This is a genomic window from Caproicibacter fermentans (genome assembly GCF_014303955.1).
Classification (GTDB): domain Bacteria; phylum Bacillota; class Clostridia; order Oscillospirales; family Acutalibacteraceae; genus Caproicibacter; species Caproicibacter fermentans.
Genome location: NZ_CP060286.1, coordinates 118,350 through 141,099, shown reverse-complemented (window position 1 = coordinate 141,099; position 22,750 = coordinate 118,350). Strand labels below are relative to the sequence as shown.

Genomic DNA, 22,750 nt, shown 5'->3' with positions numbered 1-22,750 from the left:
TCCTTATCCAGAAACATTGGGGGATCCTCGATGCTTTTGTTTTATCTATGCAGCATGTTTTGATAACAACAGAGGAGAGCTATGTTTTTCAATAGGAGAACATAGCTCTTTTTTACACCCAAGGCAGTGTCAAAAGAAGTTCGCAATTTAGGGCTTCAGAAAATGAATCAAGCAGGTTTTAAGAGAAGTACTGAACGGATTCGGGGAAGATAAGCTTGGAAACGGACCGGTCTTCCGCGATTTCTCATAACTTTCAAGAATCAGCTTCTAAGGGAATTGCTCCTCATTTCGTGATTAATAATTGAATTGAAGGTCGTCGAAAAGCACGTCGGTCTTGTAGTTCTGAGACTGCTTTAAAATCCTTTCCGTGTTGGAAAAGGAAAGGTAATTGAACACAATCGGCATCTTCCAGTCCTGCGGAATATCCGCCTGCAGATATTTCCAGCCGATCCAGTCCATGCTGTCTGTCAGCAAAAGGATTTTCGGCTTCGCCTTGGTTTCGTTCCGATAGCCGCCCTCGCAGTCCGCATAAAGACTCACACTCAACATGCAGCTTTTGTTGTCGCTGACGCCGTCATGGTTCTCATCCCCGCTGTACACCCACACGCCGAAATTTTTCGGCATGGCTTTCGCAGTGAAGCTGGATTCCATCGCAGCCCGCTCCTTTTCGTTCCATTTGCCATGGCCTGCATAATCCTTGCCGGTATCCCAGAGCGGGACCAAATTTGCAGTCCCGTTCGCCGTCCGCTTCTGATTGCTGTCGTCCCACGCCCACAGCGACGTGTCATAGGTCAGACGGAAACTGCGGCTGCCGTCCCGGACCCGGCTGTTCGGCGTGCTTTTTGTCTCTAGCCCCAGCATGCTGCTTTTTCCGCCGTATTGATTTTGATTTCCATACAGCACGCTGCCGGCATAATATCCTTCAATCGGGAATTGCTCGAAGTTGTCGACGGTCTGCCCTTTCGGACCTACGACCACCGGAATTGAATAGGTCTTTCCGCCGAAATTTGCGGAAACAGTGGCCGTGCCGCTGGCCGCCGTGACGGACAGCAGGCCGTTTTTCATCGACCCTGTTTTTGCGTTCGACAGGGACCATTTTGCAGCGGAGGGATCGATGAGGACCGTCTGATTTTCCGCGTCATACGCCTGAAGAGCAAACTGCTTTTTCGCCCCTTTCTGAACCGCGATCGCACCGGTTTCCCTGAGACCGATCGAGTTCATCCCGCTCAGATCCAAGGCCCGGACATTCGCCGTGCCCGAAACTCCATCTACCGTTGCGGTGACCGTATCCTGACAGGCGCTGCCGGGCGCTGTGTAAGCTCCGCTTTGATCGATCGCGCCTTTTTCCGCTTTCCAAACGATGGAATGTCCCTGCGCGGAGATCGGATTGCCGTATTGGTCCGTCAGCCGGACGGAAAAACTCGTGTGGGAATCTTTGTAAAGGCTGGTGTTTCCGTCCACCAGCACCTGGCCGACCACGCCGGTCGGCTGCGCGTCGCTGACAAACAACAGGGAGTTCGAAACGATTCGGGAGCTGCCGTCGCTCGGATAGCTGACCGTGGTCGGCTTGCCGCTGCCGGCGCGCCGTGCGATCATCTCGGTGGAACCGCCCCCGTCCATATTGATTACGCCCGTGCACTGCAGAGTTTGAAGCATATATTCGGCGACGTCTTTCATGGTCGAGCCTTGGCTTGCGCTGAAATAGGCACCGGCCTTGGCGACGGTGAGCACGTGGATCGTTCCGTCCTTGGTCAGGCCAATCACGGTCCGCGCGTTCTGATCGGTCCCTGTCGCATCCACGACCGCATGGTTCAATTCCCCGTTCTGTGCCAAAAGCTGAAAGCTGTTGACGGCGGTCACGGCGTCGTCCTGCAATATGCCGCGGTTGTTCAGCGTCCCGTCCGGGTTTTCAGTATAGGAGCCCGAATAAAGATGGCAGACGTAGGAAACGTCCATGCCCGCTGCAAGCCCGCGCACCTCCGCGGCCTTCGTCCCGTATCCGGCGTAGACGATGCAGTCGGCGGGGATCGGAAAGCCCGCCGAGGAATACAGGGCGGTCACTTTTCCGGTATATTCCGTTCCCGCATGCAGGAAGCCGGAAAAGCCGCTGATCTGAATCAAGGCATACGCCTGATCGGTCGGCGCTTTACCCGCGCCGTTCCTCATGACGTGGTCCGCTGTGAGGTCACTGGTGAAAATTCGCGTAGAATTTGCAGGGGAAAGATAACCGGCCGGGCCCATGAAATGGTTCCGGTTAATGAAATCGGCCTCGGCCTGATAGCTGCCGCCGATCCGGATCGTGCCGCCTGCCCGGAGAGCGCCGATATGCGCCGATCCGGAGGAATCGACCCAAAAGGCGGGCTGCGTTTCCGTGTACGAATTGTACGGCTGGCTGGTGACGATATCCCCGTTTTGTACCAGAATGCCCCGGTTGCTGCCGTAATCCATATCAAAAGAATCGGCGTTGATCCCTGCGACAACCTGATTTCCTCTTGAAATTTCACGTTGGGCCTGATCGCCGATGGTTTCCACCGCATTGACCGTTTCCTTTGCTTTCCCGGCTGTGATCCGGATGTTCCGCGCGCCGGAGCTTACGGCCAGATGGTTGAAACGCACCCGGTCTCCCGCCTTGCCCGCATAATTTTGTACATCTTCTTCCGTATAGCGGATGCCTTCCGCCAGATTTTCACTTGCAAGAAGGACCGTATTCTCATTGACGGCGGCATCCGCCCCTGGAACGAACGGAATAGAAAAAACTAAAACCAGAACAAGAAACAACGATAAAGGCCGCTTGATCAATTTCCGACCGGTTTTCAATGTGATACTCTCCCTTCCGGATTCAGCGATGGAACACACTGTTTTATGCGCCTTCAATAGTATCATTCCATTTGCCCGCAACTAAATTCCTTGAAAAATCAGGGGAACCAATTTAAAAATGATGGGAGATCCATCCGTCTGAATCTCGCCTCTATTTCCAAATATAAGTATATCCGGCAAGGTAATTTCTGTCAAATATTTAGAGCTAAAAAATTGACGCGCTCGCTGCAAGCTCCCAGAGTCAAACGCGGCGCATATAATCCCGATTCTCAGACGCCCCGAGAACCTATGTGCCGAAGCCCAGCTTAGCCTCTTAATTAGCCTCTTAAATTAAAAACTTTTGAAACGGTTCCGTCACATGGTCGACAACCTCTTCCATACGGTGAGAATTAATGAAATCCCACCCCAGCCATTGCAGCTTTGCTCCTTCGGGCAGGGGATTTTTCACCAGAGGAGTCGTCACCGGAAAACTGTTTGCGGCGGAAATCTTCCCGTACCGCTCTCCGGTGATATAATCGATCAGCACCTGATACTTTTCGGTCATGCCTTTTTTGACCAAAATAAAAGCGGGATCGAAAATTGCGCCGTCCTCCGGCCAGACAAGCTCCGTGCGGTCTGTCTTGCCGCAGGCTTTTCCAAAAAACAGCATCATGACGTAGATGGCGGTACCCGCTTTGGCAGATGTGCCCGCAAGTTTGGCCATTTCCGAGGGGTGCATCGCCTGACGGACATTCGGTTCCAGCATTTTAAGCCCCTCATCCCCAAACATCTTGTACAGGTAAAGCAGAAGCGTTTGGGAAACCATGCCGTGCGCTCCCCCGATGGTGATGTTATTGCGGTAAACGGGGCTGAGCAGATCCTCCCATTTGCGGGGAACCGGCAGATCGCCGAGCTTTTTCCGGTCCACCAGAAATACGGCGGGATACCCGGAATAAATGTAAAACTCGCCGGATGGGTCGTCAATTCCCGCTTCTTCAAAGGCCGGGCTCAAACCGTTCCTTTTGATGGACTCAAAATAACCCTGTTTCAGAAAACGCTCGCGGAACTGTGAGGAAAAGTAATCCCCCAGTCCGAACGAGGCGATCATACCCGGAAGATCGTCGATGGTCAGGTATTTCAGGATGTCTCCGGCCGTCGCTTCGGTCCGGTCTCCCTTGCTCCCGCAGATGGTTGGAACATAGCTGTAAAAAGCACATCCTGTTTCCTTCTTATACTGTTCCGCCACTTCGTCGTAGCCCTGTTTAAAATTGGCTTTCATCGGGCACAGGACCTGACCGATAAAGTCCAGTCGGCTGTCCGCGATGACGCTGGAACAGGCCTCGCCGGTTTTGACCATTTGACTCATACATGTATCCTCCTTCTTGTTTCAGGTTCTTTACGCCGAACCCTGAACTCCGTGAAAAAAAGCTTCCATGTCGAAATCCAGCCGGCCGCCAAGACGGATGGACCGGCGGAGCTCCATCAGCTTCCGGTCTTCCCGTTCGATCACCGCAAGGTTGCTTCTTTCCCGCCGGGACGTTTCCAGCACCCGGTAAACGCCCCCGTTCCGGATTACCACCCTGCGGTCGGCCGAAAGGGCCAAAAGCGGATCGTGCGTTGAAAGAAACACAATTTTTTCTCGCTCGGCAAGAAGCCTGACGGCCTGTTCCCGGTCGATTCCCGCGTTCTCAATCTCGTCGATCAGCACGATCGGGGAATTGCTGAGGATTGCGGCGTCGGCGATCATCAGCGCCCGGGACTGGCCCCCGCTCAACTGTGTGACGCCGGAATCCATTTGGAACGGTTCCCCGGACAGCCGGTTTGCGCAAAGAAAGACCTCCTCGATTCTGTCATCCACCCGTTCAACCATGCGGCTTTGCGCGTGCATGGTTAAAAAGTCGCGGATCGACAGGTCGATGACAAAATTCATGTTCTGTGAAAGCTGGGAAATTAAGCGTCCGCCAAGCGAAAAGCGACAGGCGTCGTCCGGAATTTCACCGTTGATCAGAATGCTCCTTTCCGTCGGCGTGTCGCTCTGGGCAAGGCATTCGATGTCTCCCAGAAGGCGGCTTTTCCCGGAACCGGTCGGCCCGACGACGGCGACGATTTCCCCGCGGCGCACCGTAAAGCCCGACTGCTCCGCATTCCCGGATTTATCAAGTCCGGGAAGGACGGTCAGTTCCCTGACGGCGACCTGCTCCCCGGATTTCTCGTCCCGGTCCTTTTCCATCAGGCGAACGAGGGAGTCCGAAATTTCTCCGCGCGTCAGGCCGAAATCCTCCAGATATTCGTCGGCGATCCCCTGAAGCGCCTCCTCCAGAGTCTCCTCCGTGTCCAGCCGTTCCAGCCGAATTCCGCTGAAAAAGAGCCGGATGGCAGGGCAAAGCTCGAAAAGCCGCCCCAGCTTCTGCGTGTGAATCATTTTTAAAATCTGACTGTGTTCCATATTGATTCCTCAAAACTCCATTTTTCTGGTAAATCCCATCTGGAATTCCTTCCCGATCAGCGTCTGTCCGAGGCAGTAGGAGCATACGGCCGCCGGCATGGTAAAGCGGAGACGCATGTGCTCCAAGCTGTCAATGCCTTTTGCACGCTCAAACCACTTGCTTAGAGCCAGCGCCCCCTGCCCTGTGAGACCGTTGACGGAAACGACGGCGGCCCTCGGGTTTGTTTTTCGGATGTGAAAGGAAAACACCTCCCGCTCCGCCTGCGAAACAATGTCGCCCTTCGTTACGACCACGAGGTCCGCGTTGCGGAGCATCGGGCCGATTTTCTGGGGCGTGTTGATTCCGGAAAGATTGTCGATCACACAGACGGCGAGGACGTCCCGGATATGGGGAGAACAACGGTTACACAGCCCCGCGCTTTCGGAAATCAGATAATCGAAGCGGTTATTCAGCCCCCACTGAACCGCCTCGCTGATATTTGTGATGTAATAGTGATCGGGGCACAGATTTCCGGAGATGCCGACCCGCACCGGAATCCCCGATTTTTGATATATCCCGTCGTCACAGGTGGAAAGGCAGTCGAATTTAACAACGCCGAATCTGACATTCTGCGGGAAAAACCGAACTGCCTGAAGAACGGCGGAAGTTTTCCCGGAGGACGGCGGGCCCGAAACTGTAATCAGCTTCATGACACAGCCTCCATTCTGCGTGGCTTCTGCAGCAAAATCCAGAAGCCCTTCTCCTCATTGTCAATGAACTCAAATTCCGCGCCGAGCCCGCTTAAAATTTTGCCGTAATCCTCTGCGGTAAATCCGTTGGTCTTCCGGTGAACGCACTCCGGCCAGTCGGGGGAAACCGTCTTCATCTTTTTCACGATTTTCCGCTTCAGGTCCAGGTTCCCGAATCCGCCGCCGATATAGGCTTTGCCGCCCGGGCTCAAAACCCGCAGAATTTCAGAAAAGGCGAGGCCCTCATCCGGCCAGAAACCGAAAGAACCGCGGCTCACGGCGAGGTCGACGCTGCCGTCAGGAAGCGGAATCCGTGAAACGTCGGCAACGATCGGCGTTGCGCGCTGTCTGAGGCCCCACTGCGCCGCCCGATGTTCCGCGATCGCCGCCGCGTCCGGGTTCCGATCCAGTAAAACAGCTGAAAGCCCTTTTTCCTGTTTTAATACGGAAAGCCCCAGATGCCCGCCCCCGCAGCCCAGGTCAAGAATCCTTCCGGAGGTGATTTTGGAATAAGCGAGGATGTCCTTTGCAATCACCTCATAGATCGGGAAAAAGATATTTTCCGCGATGCAGTCAAAATCTTCCGCATGATTCATCTTCTTCATCTCCTTGTTCTTCACGCTTTTTCAGTTAATCAGGGGGACGCAGGTCTTGACACCAATGCCGTTTCCGATGGAAACTTCAGCAATTTTCACGGAAACCCCATAAATATCCTGTAGATTTTTTTCCGTAACGATTGTATCCGGCGCGCCGATCTGCAACCCACCCCCGCCGCAGCAGGGCCACGCGGGAAGAACACAGAAACGCATGATCGGGAAAATGGGACGTCATCACGACTCCCAGGCCGCTCTGCGACAGCTTCTTAATCCGCCTCAGAACGCGAATCTGATTCCCGAAATCAAGATTGCTGGTTGGTTCGTCCATTACAAGAATTTTCGGTTTCTGCGCCAGCGCCCGGGCAATGAGAACCATCTGCCGTTCGCCGCCGCTGAGCTCCGTAAACCGGCGGTTCCTCAAACAACCAATCTCCAGCGCCTCGAGCACCCGTTCAACGATTTTACGATCCTGTTCGCCCGGCGTGGAAAACGTGCCGAAATAGGCGGTGCGGCCCATCAGGACCACATCGAAGACCGTGAACGGAAAGGGGGTGTTGTGCGCCTGGGGGACGTAGCCGATGGAACGTGCAAACCGTCTTCGCGACCAGCCGCTCACATTCTCCCCATCGGCCCGGATTTCCCCTCCCCTCAGGTTCAGAAATCCGAGCACCGATTTGAACAGCGTGGTTTTTCCCACGCCGTTCGGTCCCAGAATGCAGAGAATTTCGCCGGAGGAAACGCTGAACGAAATTCCGCTGAGGACGTTCTTTCCGCCGTACCCGCACGCGACGGACGAAAGCTCCAGTTTCATTCCGCCGCCCCCCTTCGTTTCAGCAGCAGATAGAGAAAAAACGGGGCGCCGATGATTGAGGTCAGAATTCCAAGCGGAATTTCCGTCGGAAAAATGCAGCGGGCGGCATTGTCAACCAAAAGAAGGAAGGCGCTCCCGATCAGAACGGACGCCGGCAGAAGCGTTTTGTAATTGGGGCCGACCACAAGTCTCGTCAGATGCGGAATAATCAACCCGACCCAGCCGATCATTCCGGAGACCGCGATGGAAGCCGAGGTCAGCAGAGTGGACGAGAAAATCAGCAAAATGCGGATTTTCCGCGTATCCACGCCGAGCGACTGTGCTTCCTCGTCCCCGAAGGTCAGCGCGTTGATCTGCCAGCGGCTTAAAAAAAGCGGGATCATGCCGGCCGCACAGGGAATCAGAAGCATCCAAACCTCCCGCCAGGTGATGGAGGAAAGTCCTCCCATCAGCCAGAACGTGATCTCCGGGAGCTTGTCATTCGGGTCCGCAACATACTTCGTGATGGAGGTGAATGCGCTAAACAGATTCTGCACCACCATTCCGGTCAGAATCAAAAGCAAAACCGTTTCTCCGTGCCGCCCAACCGCGCGGGTGAAAAGCGAAGTCATTAAAACGGCGGTGATTCCGCCTAAAAAAGAAGAGAGTTCAATCCCCGGGATTCCGAACGAGTTCAGAATCGCCAGCGCCGCGCCGAAACCGGCGCCGGCCGAGGCGCCGAGAATATCCGGCGACACCATCGGGTTCTTGAATATTCCCTGATACGTCGCGCCGGAGGCGGAAAGAGCCGCGCCGACCAGCAAGGCGCTCAGGATCCGGGGAAGGCGCACGCCGAACAGGACCGTCGCCATTGTGGAAAAGTTTCCTTCCAAGGCGATTCCCAGCGCCCGCATCCGGAGCAGCCTGAAAAACTCGGGAAGCGGGATTCCATACCGCCCGACCGTGAGGGAAAACAGAAAAGCGGCAATCGGCAGAATGGGCAATACCGCCGCGATTTTCACTCTTTTTTGGCTCACACTCACGCGTCCGGCCCTTGGCCCGATCTTTACAAGCCTGACCGACGGGGCGTTCATGGACCGACTCCCGAGGCTTTCAGCAGCGCTTCGGCCTGCTCACCGGATACTTCGGCCTGATAAAAAAGCTGATAAAATTTTTGTATTTCACTTTTCAGGTCTATTTTTACCGTATCGGGGTACAAAGCACTCGCAAGCCACTGTACCCCCAGCACGCGCGCCACGGAGGGCGGGCGGTCAAACCAGTTGAACGGGACGGAAACCGGCGTGTAAATTCGTTTGTTCCTCACGGCGGAAACGGCGGCCCATTTAGGGTCGGAGTAAACGGATTTTAAAAATTCATCGCCCCCCATCTTCCTATTCAACAGAATTACCTCCGGATTCCAGGCAAGGACCTGTTCCATCGACACAGCCGTTCCATTCGCCATCGCGGTGGTTTTCATATCCACCACGTTGATTGCCCTGACAAAGTCGATCACCTCCGTATGCATGGAGTCCGTCCCATCCGTTTTTAACCCGTCGGCGCTTTCCGAATAATACAGCTTCATCCGCTGGCCGGCCGGGACCTTTTCGCAGACGGCTTTCGTCCTTGCGAGAGAGTCCCTTACATAATCCGCCAGCTGATCGCCGCGGTCTTTCCGATTGAGGAGATCCCCGAAAAATCGATAGCATTCCTCAGTCCGGTCCAGATCGGAGGGCGCCTCCACAATTGGGATTCCTGTTTGTTCGCTCAGCTTTTTCACCGCTTCGCCGACCTGTCCCTCGTGCGCAAAGTCCAGAATGATATCCGGCTTCAGTTTAATAACGGTTTCCGTATTGATGGAATTCTGTCCCGCCATATTCCCTCCGAGAACCGGCAGATCCTTGTACGGAGAGAGAATATATTTTTTCTCCTCGTCCGACATAGCCCAGCTCCACCCGAGGAGCGTTTCTGGCGCGAGCGTGTAAAGGAAGTCGGTTCCAATGGGACTGGAACAGTACACCCGGCGGATCTCGTCAGGCACAGTGATGCGGTTTCCCATCATGTCCGTGATCGTCCTTGTCCCGTCTGCGGCCTTCCGATGACTGGAAGTCGCCTCGGATGAGATGTCGGAGGAGAGAATGGAGGCGGCCTGTGAATTCGGCGGGCTCGCGCTCCCCTGAGAACATCCCCAAAAAAGACCGACCGCCAGAATCGTCAGGGATAGGCCGACGGCGACCCTGTATAATCGTACATTTTTCCACTTTACCTGACCCATTTCCATCCTCTCTTTCCTCCTGTCTGCCGCAGCCGGGTATTCCGGTACCAGCAAATAAAAAAACAGACGAAGCAAAGCCGTTAAGCTTCTTTGCTTCCGTCCGCATTCTGTTTGTTTTTGTACCGTTTTATTTTAAATCGTTTTGTTTTATATTGCAATACTTCGAAAATAATCCGTTAGATAAAAGGTTTTATTCGATTTTAAACATAATTTATTAATGAGGCGTAGAAAAAATCCCAATTAATTCCATCATAAACCAAAATAAATAAAGTCAGTGCAAAAAGGCACCATCCTTTTCTTGCAAACAAATGACAATTTGGTATAATTAATAACAAAACAAAGCGGAAAGGGACTTGTGAAATGAACCAACCGGCAAAAGAGCTTACTGCACTGACTCCCCAGGAAGTCGCGGATCTGCTGAAAATCAGCAAAAATCTGGTCTACGAGCTGATTAAGCGGAAAGAGCTGAACGGCTACCGCATCGGCAATAAAATCCGCTTTGATTACAGCGACATTCGCGCGTATCTTGAGTCCGCCAAGACCGGCCCGGGCAAAGCGGACAAAAACGCAGGCCGAAATCCTCTTCTTTCAGAGCGGGAGCCTGTCGAAAACGGATTTGTCCTGTGCGGGCAGGACCTTGCGCTCGACCTGCTCTCCCGCAGGCTGGAGGAATCCCGCCCAAGCCAGCGGATTCTTCGTTCGTATATCGGCAGTTACAACGGTCTTTACGGGCTTTACAACAATGAAGTGCAGCTTGCGACGGCTCATCTTTGGGACGGGAAAACCGGAACGTACAACACGACATACCTCCGGAGCCTGCTCCCCGGAACTGCGGTTGTCTCGGTTAATCTGGCCTACCGGATGCAGGGCTTCTACGTGCAAAAAGGGAATCCGAAAAACCTGTGCTCCTGGGAAGACCTGAAACGCTCCGACATCACCATTGCAAACCGCGAAAAAGGAAGCGGAACCAGAATCCTTCTGGATGAGCATCTGCGCCTGCTCGGTCTTGAGGGAACGCAGATCAAGGGCTACAACCGCGCCTGCCTCACACATCTTGCGGCTGCCGGCGCGGTTGCCCGCGGCGGAGCGGACGCCGCGGTCGGCATTGAAAAAACGGCGATGCAGGTTGATTCGATTGAATTCGTTCCTCTGCAGAAGGAACGGTACGACCTTGTTTTCAAGAAGGAAAACCTTTCAAAGCCGTTGTTTCGGCAGACTTTGGAAACGGTTCGCTCCCCGGAGTTCCGCGCCGAGCTTCAGGCGATCGGCGGATACGACGTTTCAGAAACCGGCATGCTGACTTCCGGCTGAATCCGCGCTCGCTGCGGGCGGAACGCGGTCAAAAGACGGTAAAAGCCCCCGCTTCTTTCAGTGGGCCAGGAGCAGGAAAAGAAGACCCAAAACACTCAGCAAGGCCCCCACCGCGCGGGTGATCACAGTCACCCGTTGAATCGGGCAGCTCAAAAATGTCTCAAACGTCGTAATCGGGTACGGAAAGGCCAAAAATCCAATTCCGGCAAGAAGGATGCTGCCGTACATAAAGAGATTCGCGGCCCCCATGGCGCTGATGATAATCCCGGCCGCACAGAGAAGAAGAGTCAGATACAGCCAGACTTTTTTCCGCTTATCCAGCAGGACATAACGCTCGGTTGCCTCTTTGCAGGAGGCACAGCACGTATGGAATCTGCGGCTTTTAACTGTCGCTTCAAACGGTTCGCCGCCCGCTTCGAGGGGCTTCCCGCAGTAGACGCAGCGTTCGCCCCGCACGGATTCGATTTTTTTACTTTGGACTGCCGCCGCCCGCTTTTTCCCTGCCCGTTTTCCACTCATAGTCCAAGCTCCCCGAGAATTCCCGAAAGCTCCTGTTTGGCTTCCGGAATGCTTCCGGAAGCGAGAAGCTTTTCCGTCCTCTCTTCCATTTCCTTTTTGGACACCTGCCCGACGATATATTTGGTCCGCCCGACCAGCGGCGGAGCCACCGAAAGCTCATCCACGCCCAAGGCGCACCAAAGCGGAATCAGGCGGGGCTCCGAAGCCGTCTCTCCGCAGATTCCGACTTGCACGCCGTTCGCGTGCGCGTTCCGGCAGACCATCCGGATCGACCGCAGCACGGACAGGTTGCAGCTGTCATACAGATACTGAACTTTTTCGTTCATCCGGTCCGTCGCCGTGGTATACTGAATCAGATCGTTCGAGCCAATGGAAAAAAACGACACATGCTTCGCAAGAATATCCGAGAGCAGTACCGCGGCCGGCGTTTCCACCATGATGCCGACCGGGATGTCTCTTCGATAGGCAATTTGGCGTCCGTCCAGTTCTCTCTTGGCGGCCTCCAGCTGTGATTTCGCCTGAAGCAGCTCCTCCAGGTTCACAATCATTGGGAACATGATTTTCACGTTTCCATACACGCCGGCCCGCAGAATGGCGCGCAGCTGCGTTTGAAAAAGCTCCGGCCTGGAAAGGCAGATCCGAATGGCGCGGAACCCCAGAAACGGGTTGCTTTCTTTGGGAAGGTCCATATAATCCAGCTGCTTGTCGCCGCCGATATCCAGCGTGCGGATAATCAGTTCCTTTCCGCCCGCCTTTTCCGCCATGCCGCGGTAGACTTCAAACTGGAATTCTTCGGACGGGTAATCCTTTTGCCCCATATAGAGGAACTCCGTGCGGAACAGCCCTACGCCGTCACACTCATCGGCGTTGAACGTCTCTATGCTCTCTTTATCGCCGGAATTAACATCCACGCGCACGGAAAAGCCGTCGCGGGTACGAGCGGGTTTCGCACGGCATTCCGCGTATAAAGATTCCCGAAGCCCCGCCTTTTTTTGTTTTGCGAGAAAACCCTGCCTGCCGGCTGCGTCCGGCGAAAGGACCACCGTGCCGGAGCCGCCGTCGGCCAGCACTTCGTCTCCGTTTTGAACCTCCGAAAGCATGGGGCCCGTTCCCACAATCGCCGGAATTCCAAGCAGCTTGGCCAGAATCACGGTATGGGACGTCACGCCGCCCTTTTCTGTCACCATGCCTTTCAGACGCGCGCGGTCCAGGCGGACGGTATCGGCAGGAGTCAGATCTTCGGCAAACACGATCAAGTCGTCCCCGCCGGCTTCGGCAATCGGGTCCGCGGCGCCGGCGCCCTGCAGCTCCGCCGTAACCTCCCTGCAGACGTTGTTGATGTCGTCCTTTCTGGTTTTCAAATAGGGATCGTCCAAACCGTCCAAAACAGATTCCGTTTCCGAACGCTTCTGTTCGATCGCCCAGGAGGCGTCGACGCGCTCCGTGCGAATTTTTTCCTTGATCTCATCAAAAAACACGTCGTCCGACGCTATTTCCCGGTAAGCCTCAAAAATAGCGGCCTCCTGTTCGCCGTGCTCCCGGCGGGCGCGTTCCGCCAAAAGCCCCAAAGAGCGGACGTAACGCGAACGCGCGGATTCAAGCGCGGTTATTTCCGCTTCGGGATCTTCAATCTTCTTTTTATCGGTCGGAATTACCGTCCGCGAAAAAACCACGGCATGTCCGGCCGCATATCCGGAAGCACCGGCCAGGCCCTTGATGACTTTCATAAAATTATCTCCCTTGTTATCTTTGACGGTATGACTGAAACGCTCCCAAAACATTCTTCATATCCTTGTCGGTCAGGTTGACGCCGCCGCCCGCAACTCTGGTGTTGTAATACAGCTGAGCGACAAATTCCGTCTGCTGCGCAACATCCAGCGCGTAAGTGAGGCTGCTTCCCACGGCGAGAAGGCCGTGGTTGCCGAGCAGGCACGCATAATGATCGTTCCCCATGGCCTGCAGAGCCGCCACGGCCAGCTCGTAGGTTCCGAACTGTACATACGGGATGCACGGGACATCCGGCCCCGCGTAGGCAACCTCATAGTGAATCGGCTCGATTTTCCAGTGCAGGCAGGCCAGCGTGGTCGCGTAAACGGAGTGCGTATGAATCACGGCATTGACGCCCGGCCTCTTCTGGTAGAAAATTCGGTGCATGTCGTATTCGCTCGAAGGCTTCGCTTCGCCGTCTACCTTTTCTCCGTCGGGCGTCAGCACAACCACATCCTCCGGGTCGATCTGAAAATAGTCCATTCCGGACGGGCTGATCGCCATCAGCTTTTCCTTCGGACTATATACGCTGACGTTTCCAAACGTGCCTGCGGTAAGGCCCAGCTCCACCAGCTTCTTTCCAAACTCCACAACCTGCTCGCGTTCCTCTTTTAAAATCATGTCAAAATCCTCCTAATCAGTCCGAAAAAATTTCTTTGTAATTTACAATTCTGTCTTTCAGTCCCTGCGTCAGGATTTTATCGACCGTTCGCATGAGAAGAAATGGGGAATTTGGAATCGCGTCAACGGTAGCGCCGGCAATGTGGGGGGTAATCACCACATTGTCCAATCCGGCAAATCCATCCTCCGGGGTCAGCGGCTCCCGGTCAAACACGTCAAGGGCCGCGCCCGCAATGGCATGGCGGCGCAGAGCGTCGATCAGGTCGGCCTGGTTGACTAGTCCTCCCCGGGCCGTGTTGATCAGATAGGAGCTCGGCTTCATCAGTGAAAAGCAGCTTTGATCAATTATGCCTCGCGTCTCCGGCGTCAGGCGCAGATGCAGGCTCACCAGATCGGCAAGCCGAAACACATCCTCTTTCGTCTCTACGATTGTAACATCTCCCAAACCATTGCGCTTCATGCGGTCCCGGTCCAGATAATCGTCCTGTACGATCAATGGAACTTCCAGCGCTTTTAAACGGATTGCAAGCTCCATCCCCACATTTCCCAGTCCGACCAGACCGACGGTCAGGCTGCCGAGCGTGGAGACAAACCCGGAGTTCGGAAATTCCTTAAGCCACTCTCCCTCCATCAGCCGATGATGGGAAGACGCGATGTTGCGCGTCATTGCAAGCATCAAGCCGAGTGCGAATTCCGCGACGGGCACCGCGTTCCGGATTACGTTGATCACCGGGATTTTCCGCTCGCCGGCCGCCTTTACGTCGATGTGTTCCATCCCGCCCCGGCAGGTCAGTACGGCCCGAAGCTTCGGTGCCCGGTCAATCAGCCCGCGCGGCACAGGGCTGAAATGAGTCATCAGCACGGTGCAGTCCTTCAGCAGGGGAGCAAGGCCCTCCGCCCAGGGTTCCGCTTCCGGTCCGTTTTTCTCAAGATTCATCTGGCGGGCGGCAAAGTCGTCTTTATCCTCATTTCCCCAGAAAACGCGCGATACCTCCGCCGCGTTAACCCGCGAGGCGCGGACAGCGCGCTCCATCGTCTCCGGCCGGACAAAAGCATCGCCGACGACAACTATGTTCTGTGGTTCGCTTTTCAAAAAATCAAGCATTTCCCTCTCCTTAAAAAAGGGCCGCTGTCCTTTCCTGCAACAGCGGCTGCGGATCTGTTTTGGAACTTGCGATTGCTGCAGGGCCTTCTGTTTCAGCAAATCGTGCTCAGGTCTGGGAAACTTCCGGAATGGCTCCGTAATTTTCCAGCCAGTCCACCACACGGTCCTTATTCTTACGGAACAGATAGTAAAGAACAAAGTACAGGATAATCACGCCGCCGATGATCACCGGGTTCCGGGACAGGAACGCGTAAAACAGACCCGCGATCAGGGGATGGCACATGATTCCGAAGCTCATGATGTACACGCCGGCCTGCGGCAGCTCAAAGCCCGCTGCAATCGCAACCTGCGTAAAGGTGGGAGCCAGCTGCGAGGCAACAATCAGGCCGAGGCTGAACCAAATGGCGCCGGAAAGCAGGCTTTTGGCGATGTTGCCGTGAGAAACGCAGACAAACACCTCAACCATGTAAGGCAGCGCGACCAGATCAAGCATCGGCAGGATGGTGTTGCCCGGCAGGACAAACGCCAGCAGCAGCATAATGGGCATCAGCAGAATGCCGGTCACCAGCGTGTTCGGCTCGCCGTAGCCGGCGGCGTCGTTGACGGAAAGATACCAGACGCGTCCCTGCCCGCTCTTCGCAGCCTTGGATTTATAGGCGTCTGTCAGCGAGGTGAACGCGGAAGCGAAAATCCCGCCGACTTTCGGGAAAACCGCCATAACCGCCGCAGTTGAAACCGCGGAGGAGGTGATGACTCCCCATGAGGCCAGCTGATTCAAAGCGCTGAGATTCCCCAATACGCCGATGAGTGCGCCGATCACCAGGCCGATGAACATCGGCTCGCCCAGGAGGCCGAACCGTCTTTGAATGGAAGCCGCGTTGAGCTTGATTTTGTTAAAACCGAGCTTCCCGAGAAACCAGTTCATGAAAAGGGCAAACGGCACCGCTTCCATATGGTGCGGAGCAGTCATACAGCAGTTCGGGTACTGATAGTGATTCGACCAGCGCTTGGCGACCACTTCGCTGAAAAGCAGAATGTACAGCAGCTGCACGACCATGCAGGTCAGCGCAAGCCACATGTTTTTCGTCAGGGCATAAAGCATGGAGCCCCATACCATGAACGAATAGTTGTTCCATAAGTCGGAAGCCATGAATATGTCCGTCCATTTACTGAAAAAGAGCACAAGCTGGATTACAATGGCGATTCCGATGAAGATCAGGCCGACGCTGGTGGAATAAGCAATCACAGAGGTGGACTGCCACCCGGTGTCCAGCGCGGGAAGGTTTACATGCGAGTTTTTTACCATGGAATTGACGACAGGAGTAATGATGTTCCCATAGCTGCTGATGACCAGATTGAACCCGGTCAGTCCAACCGCGCAGAGAAGAGCCGAGTTAAAGGCTTTTTTCCCTTTTACTCCCATGCCGATCGCAATGACAAACAAAATGACAGGAACAAAGACACCCGCCCCGAACGTAGAAAAAACGTCGCTCATGCCTTTAAAGAAATTATCCAATACAAACATCCCCCTTGATTTTGTCACGCCGTCCAACGGCTTTCCGTATTTTTTTAATCCCTTTGGATTTCTTTATAAATTCATACTCTCCGCGCAGAAGGATTGCTTATTCCTTCTCTAAAATTTTCAAGCAGTCCTGCAGCACCTGATCTTCCGAAAGGCCGGTCAGCATGCCGACCGCGTTTACCTTTGGGACCCCGAACTCCTGATAGACGGGGCTGACACAGGCCATCAGGGAAAATCCTCCCGAGGCCAAAGCCGTTTCGGCGGAGTTTGGGCTGCATTCCGTCGCCTCAACAGCATAGCCGTAGTCGGCAAGCTTTTCCTTCAGCTTGTTCGCGACCATCGCGGAGCTGACAGTCCCCGAACCGCAGACGCAAAGAATCTTTACATGTTTTGCCATTGCATTTACCTCCTTGAATTTCATCTCTTCGTTTTACCCGATATGGCGTTTCGCCGCCTGATAAAGGGATTCCCTGTCGCCGGCCGCCTTAAATTCGGCGACGGCCGCTTCGTCGGTAAAAACCTTCATCACCTTTTGCAGGGTTTCCAGCTGGGCATCCGGATTTTGAATCGCCATCATGAACAAAAGCTCCGCCTGAACTTCCGTTTCCGGATCGCCCATGTGCGCGAACTGAACCGGATGTGCCAGCTTGGCCACGCATACCGCTGGCGTGTTGACGTGAACGCCCGCGGTATGCGGCATTGCCACGGCAAGATTTTTCAGCTGCAAGCCCGTCGGAAACTCCTTTTCACGTGCGGCCACCGCGTCAACGTAGGTGTCTTTGACAAATCCCTTCCGGAAAAGAAGACGCCCAACCTGACGGATCGCGTCCTCCGCGTCCGCGGCATCAACGCCGCAGACAACCAGATCTTCGTAAATTGCCCGCATGTCCCGGTCATCTCCTTAATCAGTAAGATTTTCGATCAGCGAAACGATTTGCATACACACGGCCTCTTCGTTTTCCCCCTCCACTTCAACGGTGACCGCGGTCCCCTGTTTGATTCCGGCGGACAGGATGGAAATGATGCTTTTGGGATTCACGCGGTTCGTTCCGCAGACCAGCGCGATATTATCGGAAAACTTTTTGCAGAGCTGCGTCATTTGTGAAGCCGGCCTTGCGTGCAGACCGGTTGGATTTTTTACGGCTGTTTCATACCGATACATGTCTCTCGTCTCCATTCCGAAATGATTTATTGAATAGTCCTTTTGAGATCGTCAAGATTATGGTATACTGCTATCAGAATATCTTTACCGATTTTAACAAAGGAGTGTATTCTTCCCAATGGAAGATAAAACCGACCTTCTGGTGCGTGCCGCCGAACTTTATTATGAACAGAAACTGAATCAAATTGATATTGCGAAAATTTTGAATACTTCCCGGCCAACGGTATCCCGCCTTCTGGAGGAAGCGAAGGATGCCGGAATCGTGGAAATTATTGTTCACAGCCCGGTGCGAAAAAACGCGAAGCTCTCGTTCGACCTGCGGAACACGTTCGGTCTGCGGGAAGCGATTGTGGTTAACGGCTCCTACGAATACCACAAGGCACTGCGCAGGTGCTGCGAGGCGGCCAGCCACTTTTTTAACACCATTATGGAGAACAACAAGGTCATCGGCATTTCCTGGGGCGCCGCGCCGCAGTACCTCTGCGATCTGATCGAACGGAAGGACTACTACAACGTTCACGTGGTCCAAATGGTCGGCTGCCTCGGCACCGGGAATCCCAACATCGACGGGATCGAGCTGGCTCTCCGGATTTCCAAGCGGCTTGGAGGCACTTATTCCAACATTTACGCCCCGATTTACGTCGGCAGCAAAACCGTACACTCCTATTTGATCAAAGAGCCTCAGATCGAGGCAACCCTGAACCAGGCCAACCATGTCGACATCATCCTGACCGGAATCGGATCGTTCGACTCCGGCACCACGCTGCAGCAGTCCGGCTATTTCACCGATCAGGACCGCATGAACATCATCGGGAAAGGGGCCGTGGGGCACCTGCTGGCGCGCCCTTATGACCGGAACGGAAGCCCGATCGATATGGAGCCGGAGGGCCGTTACACCATCGGGGCGCCGCTGGACGCCATGCATGCCGCCGAGTGGTCCGTCGGCATCAGCGCGGCTGCGTTTAAGGCGGAGGCGGTGCTTGGGGCCATCCGGGGAAAATACATCAACGTCCTTGTCGCAGACGAAGCGCTTGCCGTTCGCATGCTGGAGCTTGCCCGCGGAAATTAGCCGTTCCCAAAACAAAACAGAAAATGTTGCGCAGAGGCTTTTGCCTCTGCCTTTTTATTTGTCCTCCAGGTCGGCGTTGCAGGAAATTACGGCCTTCACTCCCTCTCCGCGCATCGACGTCTCGAACCCCTCCCTCCAATTCTCCAGGGTGACGATTTTCGTCACGATTTTTTCCGGGACAACCGTGTGGGCCGCAAGCAGCTGAATGGAAGTTCTCCAGGAACTCGGCTTCTGACTGCGGGAACCGACATAGTTGATCTCCTTGTGCAGAATCAAATCCGTCCAGATCTGCTCCTTTGACTGCGGAAAAACACCCATCTGAATCACTTTGCCCTTTCGGCGCGTAATTTCCAGCGCCTTGTTGGCTGCCGGCACCGCTCCGGAACATTCAAAGGAAATATCCGCCCCTTCGCCTCCGGTCATCTGGCCGATGACCTGCGCCAGGTCCTCCTTCATCTGGTCGACCGCGCGGTCCGCGCCGTTGTCCAGCGCGATCTGGAAGCGCTCCCGGTCCGAGCTCAACCCGGCCACGACAGCCGTCGCTCCCCTTGCCTTGCAAACCTGCGCCACCATCTGGCCGATGGCGCCGACACCGAAAATGCAGACGACGTCGCCCTTTTGCACATCTCCCTTTTCAATGCCGGCATGAACACCGCAGGCCAGCGGCTCGGTCAGCGCCGCCGAAAGCAGGGAGACACCTTCCGGCACGATGTGGATGCTCTCTTCGCGGCTGACCACATACTCCGCCATGCTGCCGTTGATCTGGGTGCCGATGCCCCTGCGGTGAGAACAGAGGTTGTAATCCCCGGAAAGGCAGTAGGAGCAGTGGCCGCAGGTGGAAAACGTCGTCTCGCTTGTCACACGATTCCCGACTTTGATTTTTTTCACCTCCGGCCCCACCGCGGTGACGATTCCTGAAAACTCGTGTCCCAGGACCACCGGCGGCTTTGTGCTGGAGTAAGTTCCTTTGAACGCGTGAAGGTCCGTCCCGCAGATTCCGGAATAGGCAACCTTGATTTTCACCAGATCACCGGTCGCCTCCGGTTCCGGGATTTCCTCATAAATCATGTTATCGTAGCCAGTCGAGCTTTTTACAACTGCTTTCATGCTTGAAATTCCTCCTGTTTTTTCCGCCATTCGTGCTCATGAATTAAATTATGTTCATACCAATGAATCTTTTCACAATTCTACTTTACTCAATTTTTGATAAAATGTCAACTGTTTTTTGATATTCTGCACATTTTAATCGTTTTATTTAAATATATTTTAGGGATTTATCAAATATTATGTATTGACATATGTTCATTTATATGAAATAATTATTATACCGTCTGGGTCATGTCCCGTTACCCGGTCAGGCCAGCACGGCAACAAGCGGCTTGCTTAGAAAGCCCTGCCCAGCTTTTTCCGTCTAAACATTCCTACGGAGTTAGAGTCGAAAGGAGATCTGTATTATGCCGGACAAAAAATTTTCCAACGAGGAGATTGCCCGCGCAGCCACCAACGTGCGCAAGCACATTCTCAGCCTGGCGATCGAGCGCGGGGGCTGCTACCTCACACAGGCCTGCTCTTCCGCAGAAATCGTCACCACTCTCTACATGAACATCCTGAACATCGGGCCCAGCCTCGGGAATCCGGACGCCCAGCCGTTTCCGGGAGTTCCTTCGGCGCAAAACATGGACTACCCGAAGGGTTCTCTTTACAATGGAGAACAAACGCCGGATCGGGACCGCCTGTTCGTTTCCTGCTGCCATTACGCCTCCGTCATCTACTGCGCACTGGCGGAATGCGGACGCATTTCACAAGCCGCCATCGACAAATTCAACGCGGACGGCTGGAATATGGAAATGATCGGAGCGGAACACTCCCCGGGTTTTGAAAACACGGCGGGGTCCCTGGGGCAGACGGTTTCCATTGCAGCGGGCACAGCCCACGCGTACAAGTTGAAGGGAAACGCCGGAAAAATCTACTGCATGCTCTCCGACGGAGAACTGGAAGAAGGACAGGACTGGGAATGCTTCCAGGCCGCCGCCTATTATCATCTGGACAATTTCATCGTTTACGCGGACATCAACCATCAGCAGGTGGAAGGCTGGACCAAGGACGTGATGAACACGGAGCCGCTGACCGACCGCATGAAGGCGTTCGGCTGGGAAGCGGTGCAGATTAACGGCCACGATATTGAAGCTTTGGAACAAGCGGCGCAGACCCCGCATCCGGGAAAGCCGCTGATGGTTCTCTGCGACACCGACCCCGCGCAGGGGATTCCTCCGCTGAAATCCCTTGTCCCGAAGCATTTTGTCAGAATTCCGAAAGACCGCCGGGAAGAGTTCATCTCTTTCTGCGAGCAGATGTAACGAAAGGGTGAGGTGAAAAGCAATGAAAATTGAAGTGAATACGCATTCCAAAAACATGATTCGTCTTGCCAAAGAGCACCCGGAGGTCGTCGTGATGTCTGCGGACCTGGGAACCTCCTGTGAAATCAAGGAATTCCACGAGGTTTTCCCAGACCGCTATTTTTCCATGGGCATCGCGGAGCAGAACATGTGCTCCTGGGCCGCCGGTATGGCGCGCGAAGGTTTCCGTCCGTTCCTGCACACGTTTTCGGTCTTTCTGTACCGCCGCATCCTCGACCAGCTGGAAATGAGCGTGGCCTACCCGAATCTTCCCGTGGTTTTTGTCGGCTTTGTCCCGGGAATCACCACGCCGGGCGGCGTGACGCATCAGTCCACAAATGATGTGGGCGTGCTGCGCACGGTTCCAAACCTCGCCATCTTCGACATTGGGGACGCGACGGAGATCGAGGGGGTTCTCGACCTCGCCTACAGCTACAACGGCCCCGTGTTTATCCGGATGCTCCGCAAGGAAGTCCCCCGTTTCTTCCCGGCGGACGAGCCGATCCGCTTCAACCACGCCCGCATTCTTTCAGAGGGAACAGACATTACACTGCTCTCTTCTTCTGTCTGCACGGAGGAAGCTCTGCGCGCGACCGCCGCGCTCCGGGAAAAAGGAGTTTCCATCCGGCACCTGCATGTCTCCACGCTGAAGCCCTTCACGGACCCGCAAGTAGTGGAAGCGTGCCAAAAGGCAAAATACGGCGTCGTCACCATTGAAAACGGAACCGTGATCGGCGGTCTGGGTTCTGCGGTCGCAGACGTGATGGCCGAGCACGGAATCGGCAAAAAGCTGGTGAAGGTCGGCCTGCAGGACACCTACGCGCACGGCGCTTCAAAAATGTACCTGCTCAAAAAATACAAGATGGATGCCATGACGCTAATCGGCGCGGTCGAAAACCTGATGGGAAAATCCTTCGAAATCAGCGAAAAAGACCTTGAGGAAATTCGCTTCGAGGATTTCTCCGCGGTATAAGGAATGTTCAGGGCCTGTATTTTCGACCTTGACGGAACCCTGCTGGACACTCTCCCGACCCTGTGCCGCTGCTGCAACGCTTCGCTCGCGCACTTCGGCCTGAGTCCGGTTTCCGCCGAACAGTGCCGCGGCCTGTGCCGCCTGCCAATCGCGGAATTTTATCCCCGCCTGCTGCTGCTGGGCGGCTGCCCGTCCGACCGGGCTGCGGAACTGCTGGAGCCGATTCGCCGATATGATTTGCAGACTTACCTGAAAGACCCCTGCGCGCTGACGCGCCCGTTTCCCGGCATTCCGAAGCTGCTCCATGAGCTCCGGCGTCGCGGAACGGCGACGGCCGTGCTCACCAACAAACCGGCGCCGCTGGCCGAACAGGTCATCTCTTCCTTTTTCCCCGGACTTCTGAATTCGGTCGCGGGCCAGACACCCGACACGATTTCAAAGCCGGACCCGCGTTCGCTGCTGCATTTGATTCAATTCCTCGGCCTGAGTCGGGAGGAGTGCCTGTTCGTCGGCGACACCGACGTGGATATGAGGACAGCGCGGGCTGCGGGCGTGCCCTTGGCTGCCGTTGCCTGGGGTTACCAGAACCCGCGCTCCCTTTCCGCGTATGAGCCTGACTGGATTGTGCACTCTCCTGAGGAACTGCCGCCCCTTTTTATAAAAGATTGAGGAGGTT

At 54.9% G+C, this 22,750-nt stretch carries 21 protein-coding genes and 1 pseudogene; 5 read left to right on the top strand and 17 right to left on the bottom strand.

The features are described 5' to 3' along the window. Positions 1 to 294: 294 nt before the first annotated feature. From HCR03_RS00695 to HCR03_RS00660, 8 genes and pseudogenes are all read right to left on the bottom strand, one after another. Complete coding sequence (locus tag HCR03_RS00695) at positions 295 to 2,817, bottom strand: phosphodiester glycosidase family protein (protein ID WP_066648764.1); 2,523 nt, start codon at positions 2,815 to 2,817, stop codon at positions 295 to 297. 325 nt (positions 2,818 to 3,142) lie between these two features. Then, entirely contained in the window at positions 3,143 to 4,162 is a 1,020-nt protein-coding gene (locus tag HCR03_RS00690; RefSeq protein WP_083210223.1) for an ABC transporter substrate-binding protein, read from the bottom strand. Positions 4,163 to 4,192: 30 nt separating this feature from the next. Then, positions 4,193 to 5,242, bottom strand: a complete 1,050-nt coding sequence (locus tag HCR03_RS00685) for an ATP-binding cassette domain-containing protein (protein ID WP_156990187.1) — start codon at positions 5,240 to 5,242, stop codon at positions 4,193 to 4,195. A gap of 9 nt (positions 5,243 to 5,251) precedes the next feature. Then, positions 5,252 to 5,932 (bottom strand): GTP-binding protein, encoded by a 681-nt coding sequence (locus HCR03_RS00680; protein ID WP_066648769.1) that lies wholly within the window; start codon positions 5,930 to 5,932, stop codon positions 5,252 to 5,254. Next, on the bottom strand, positions 5,929 to 6,567 hold the full coding sequence (locus tag HCR03_RS00675; RefSeq protein WP_175391776.1) for a class I SAM-dependent methyltransferase: 639 nt from the start codon (positions 6,565 to 6,567) through the stop codon (positions 5,929 to 5,931). Before HCR03_RS00675 ends, HCR03_RS00680 begins: the two co-directional genes overlap by 4 nt. A gap of 30 nt (positions 6,568 to 6,597) precedes the next feature. Then, positions 6,598 to 7,378: pseudogene (locus HCR03_RS00670) on the bottom strand (ABC transporter ATP-binding protein). Continuing rightward, positions 7,375 to 8,451, bottom strand: coding sequence for a FecCD family ABC transporter permease (locus HCR03_RS00665; RefSeq protein WP_187036193.1), 1,077 nt, complete (start codon positions 8,449 to 8,451; stop codon positions 7,375 to 7,377). Before HCR03_RS00665 ends, HCR03_RS00670 begins: the two are co-directional and overlap by 4 nt. After that, positions 8,448 to 9,635 (bottom strand): ABC transporter substrate-binding protein, encoded by a 1,188-nt coding sequence (locus HCR03_RS00660; RefSeq protein ID WP_228725045.1) that lies wholly within the window; start codon positions 9,633 to 9,635, stop codon positions 8,448 to 8,450. The genes HCR03_RS00665 and HCR03_RS00660 overlap by 4 nt, the downstream gene beginning before the upstream one ends. A gap of 354 nt (positions 9,636 to 9,989) precedes the next feature. Here HCR03_RS00660 and HCR03_RS00655 point away from each other — a divergent pair, with 354 nt between their 5' ends. Further along, a complete protein-coding gene (locus HCR03_RS00655; RefSeq protein ID WP_066648780.1) occupies positions 9,990 to 10,940 on the top strand; it encodes a helix-turn-helix transcriptional regulator in 951 nt (316 codons plus the stop codon). Positions 10,941 to 10,997: 57 nt separating this feature from the next. Here the strand turns inward: HCR03_RS00655 and HCR03_RS00650 are convergent, their stop codons facing one another. The 8 genes from HCR03_RS00650 to HCR03_RS00615 form a co-directional block, all read right to left on the bottom strand. Beyond that, complete coding sequence (locus HCR03_RS00650; protein ID WP_187036191.1) at positions 10,998 to 11,459, bottom strand: eL24 family ribosomal protein; 462 nt, start codon at positions 11,457 to 11,459, stop codon at positions 10,998 to 11,000. Next, positions 11,456 to 13,186 carry a phosphoenolpyruvate--protein phosphotransferase gene (ptsP, locus tag HCR03_RS00645; protein ID WP_166525088.1) on the bottom strand — a complete coding sequence of 577 codons (1,731 nt, stop codon included), beginning with the start codon at positions 13,184 to 13,186 and terminating at the stop codon, positions 11,456 to 11,458. Before ptsP ends, HCR03_RS00650 begins: the two co-directional genes overlap by 4 nt. A gap of 16 nt (positions 13,187 to 13,202) precedes the next feature. Then, positions 13,203 to 13,847 (bottom strand): L-fuculose-phosphate aldolase, encoded by a 645-nt coding sequence (locus tag HCR03_RS00640; protein WP_187036190.1) that lies wholly within the window; start codon positions 13,845 to 13,847, stop codon positions 13,203 to 13,205. A 16-nt stretch (positions 13,848 to 13,863) separates the two neighbouring features. Next, the gene (locus HCR03_RS00635) at positions 13,864 to 14,952 is read right to left on the bottom strand and encodes a 2-hydroxyacid dehydrogenase (protein WP_187036188.1); all 1,089 of its coding nucleotides are present in this window, start codon (positions 14,950 to 14,952) and stop codon (positions 13,864 to 13,866) included. 106 nt (positions 14,953 to 15,058) lie between these two features. Further along, positions 15,059 to 16,477: a PTS galactitol transporter subunit IIC gene (locus HCR03_RS00630; RefSeq protein ID WP_066648793.1), complete on the bottom strand. Its 1,419-nt coding sequence runs from the start codon at positions 16,475 to 16,477 to the stop codon at positions 15,059 to 15,061. A gap of 97 nt (positions 16,478 to 16,574) precedes the next feature. Then, entirely contained in the window at positions 16,575 to 16,871 is a 297-nt protein-coding gene (locus HCR03_RS00625) for a PTS sugar transporter subunit IIB (protein WP_066648796.1), read from the bottom strand. Between the two features lie 33 nt (positions 16,872 to 16,904). Next, a complete protein-coding gene (locus tag HCR03_RS00620; RefSeq protein ID WP_187036186.1) occupies positions 16,905 to 17,360 on the bottom strand; it encodes a PTS sugar transporter subunit IIA in 456 nt (151 codons plus the stop codon). Positions 17,361 to 17,375: 15 nt separating this feature from the next. After that, positions 17,376 to 17,636, bottom strand: a complete 261-nt coding sequence (locus HCR03_RS00615; RefSeq protein ID WP_066648811.1) for an HPr family phosphocarrier protein — start codon at positions 17,634 to 17,636, stop codon at positions 17,376 to 17,378. Between the two features lie 118 nt (positions 17,637 to 17,754). On the opposite strand from HCR03_RS00615, the gene HCR03_RS00610 reads away from it, so the two are divergent. Continuing rightward, positions 17,755 to 18,705 (top strand): sugar-binding transcriptional regulator, encoded by a 951-nt coding sequence (locus HCR03_RS00610; protein ID WP_066648813.1) that lies wholly within the window; start codon positions 17,755 to 17,757, stop codon positions 18,703 to 18,705. A gap of 54 nt (positions 18,706 to 18,759) precedes the next feature. Here HCR03_RS00610 and HCR03_RS00605 read toward each other — a convergent pair whose 3' ends face one another. Further along, a complete protein-coding gene (locus HCR03_RS00605; protein ID WP_187036184.1) occupies positions 18,760 to 19,812 on the bottom strand; it encodes a zinc-binding dehydrogenase in 1,053 nt (350 codons plus the stop codon). A 347-nt stretch (positions 19,813 to 20,159) separates the two neighbouring features. Here HCR03_RS00605 and HCR03_RS00600 point away from each other — a divergent pair, with 347 nt between their 5' ends. The 3 genes from HCR03_RS00600 to HCR03_RS00590 are packed head-to-tail and all read left to right on the top strand — an operon-like array spanning position 20,160 to position 22,743. Further along, the gene (locus HCR03_RS00600; protein WP_066648825.1) at positions 20,160 to 21,062 is read left to right on the top strand and encodes a transketolase; all 903 of its coding nucleotides are present in this window, start codon (positions 20,160 to 20,162) and stop codon (positions 21,060 to 21,062) included. A 22-nt stretch (positions 21,063 to 21,084) separates the two neighbouring features. After that, positions 21,085 to 22,074, top strand: a complete 990-nt coding sequence (locus tag HCR03_RS00595) for a transketolase family protein (RefSeq protein ID WP_187036182.1) — start codon at positions 21,085 to 21,087, stop codon at positions 22,072 to 22,074. Positions 22,075 to 22,077: 3 nt separating this feature from the next. Beyond that, positions 22,078 to 22,743: an HAD family hydrolase gene (locus HCR03_RS00590; protein ID WP_187036180.1), complete on the top strand. Its 666-nt coding sequence runs from the start codon at positions 22,078 to 22,080 to the stop codon at positions 22,741 to 22,743. Positions 22,744 to 22,750 lie beyond the last annotated feature (7 nt).

Coding starts and splice junctions, on each gene's coding strand:
- HCR03_RS00625 (WP_066648796.1), bottom strand. CDS start 16,871: ATGGCAAAACATGTAAAGATTCTTTGCGTCTGCGGTTCGGGGACTGTC.
- HCR03_RS00650 (WP_187036191.1), bottom strand. CDS start 11,459: ATGAGTGGAAAACGGGCAGGGAAAAAGCGGGCGGCGGCAGTCCAAAGT.
- HCR03_RS00690 (WP_083210223.1), bottom strand. CDS start 4,162: ATGAGTCAAATGGTCAAAACCGGCGAGGCCTGTTCCAGCGTCATCGCG.
- HCR03_RS00635 (WP_187036188.1), bottom strand. CDS start 14,952: ATGCTTGATTTTTTGAAAAGCGAACCACAGAACATAGTTGTCGTCGGC.
- HCR03_RS00630 (WP_066648793.1), bottom strand. CDS start 16,477: ATGTTTGTATTGGATAATTTCTTTAAAGGCATGAGCGACGTTTTTTCT.
- HCR03_RS00590 (WP_187036180.1), top strand. CDS start 22,078: ATGTTCAGGGCCTGTATTTTCGACCTTGACGGAACCCTGCTGGACACT.
- HCR03_RS00605 (WP_187036184.1), bottom strand. CDS start 19,812: ATGAAAGCAGTTGTAAAAAGCTCGACTGGCTACGATAACATGATTTAT.
- ptsP (WP_166525088.1), bottom strand. CDS start 13,186: ATGAAAGTCATCAAGGGCCTGGCCGGTGCTTCCGGATATGCGGCCGGA.
- HCR03_RS00685 (WP_156990187.1), bottom strand. CDS start 5,242: ATGGAACACAGTCAGATTTTAAAAATGATTCACACGCAGAAGCTGGGG.
- HCR03_RS00675 (WP_175391776.1), bottom strand. CDS start 6,567: ATGAATCATGCGGAAGATTTTGACTGCATCGCGGAAAATATCTTTTTC.
- HCR03_RS00600 (WP_066648825.1), top strand. CDS start 20,160: ATGCCGGACAAAAAATTTTCCAACGAGGAGATTGCCCGCGCAGCCACC.
- HCR03_RS00660 (WP_228725045.1), bottom strand. CDS start 9,635: ATGGAAATGGGTCAGGTAAAGTGGAAAAATGTACGATTATACAGGGTC.
- HCR03_RS00680 (WP_066648769.1), bottom strand. CDS start 5,932: ATGAAGCTGATTACAGTTTCGGGCCCGCCGTCCTCCGGGAAAACTTCC.
- HCR03_RS00595 (WP_187036182.1), top strand. CDS start 21,085: ATGAAAATTGAAGTGAATACGCATTCCAAAAACATGATTCGTCTTGCC.
- HCR03_RS00615 (WP_066648811.1), bottom strand. CDS start 17,636: ATGTATCGGTATGAAACAGCCGTAAAAAATCCAACCGGTCTGCACGCA.
- HCR03_RS00655 (WP_066648780.1), top strand. CDS start 9,990: ATGAACCAACCGGCAAAAGAGCTTACTGCACTGACTCCCCAGGAAGTC.
- HCR03_RS00665 (WP_187036193.1), bottom strand. CDS start 8,451: ATGAACGCCCCGTCGGTCAGGCTTGTAAAGATCGGGCCAAGGGCCGGA.
- HCR03_RS00610 (WP_066648813.1), top strand. CDS start 17,755: ATGGAAGATAAAACCGACCTTCTGGTGCGTGCCGCCGAACTTTATTAT.
- HCR03_RS00640 (WP_187036190.1), bottom strand. CDS start 13,847: ATGATTTTAAAAGAGGAACGCGAGCAGGTTGTGGAGTTTGGAAAGAAG.
- HCR03_RS00620 (WP_187036186.1), bottom strand. CDS start 17,360: ATGCGGGCAATTTACGAAGATCTGGTTGTCTGCGGCGTTGATGCCGCG.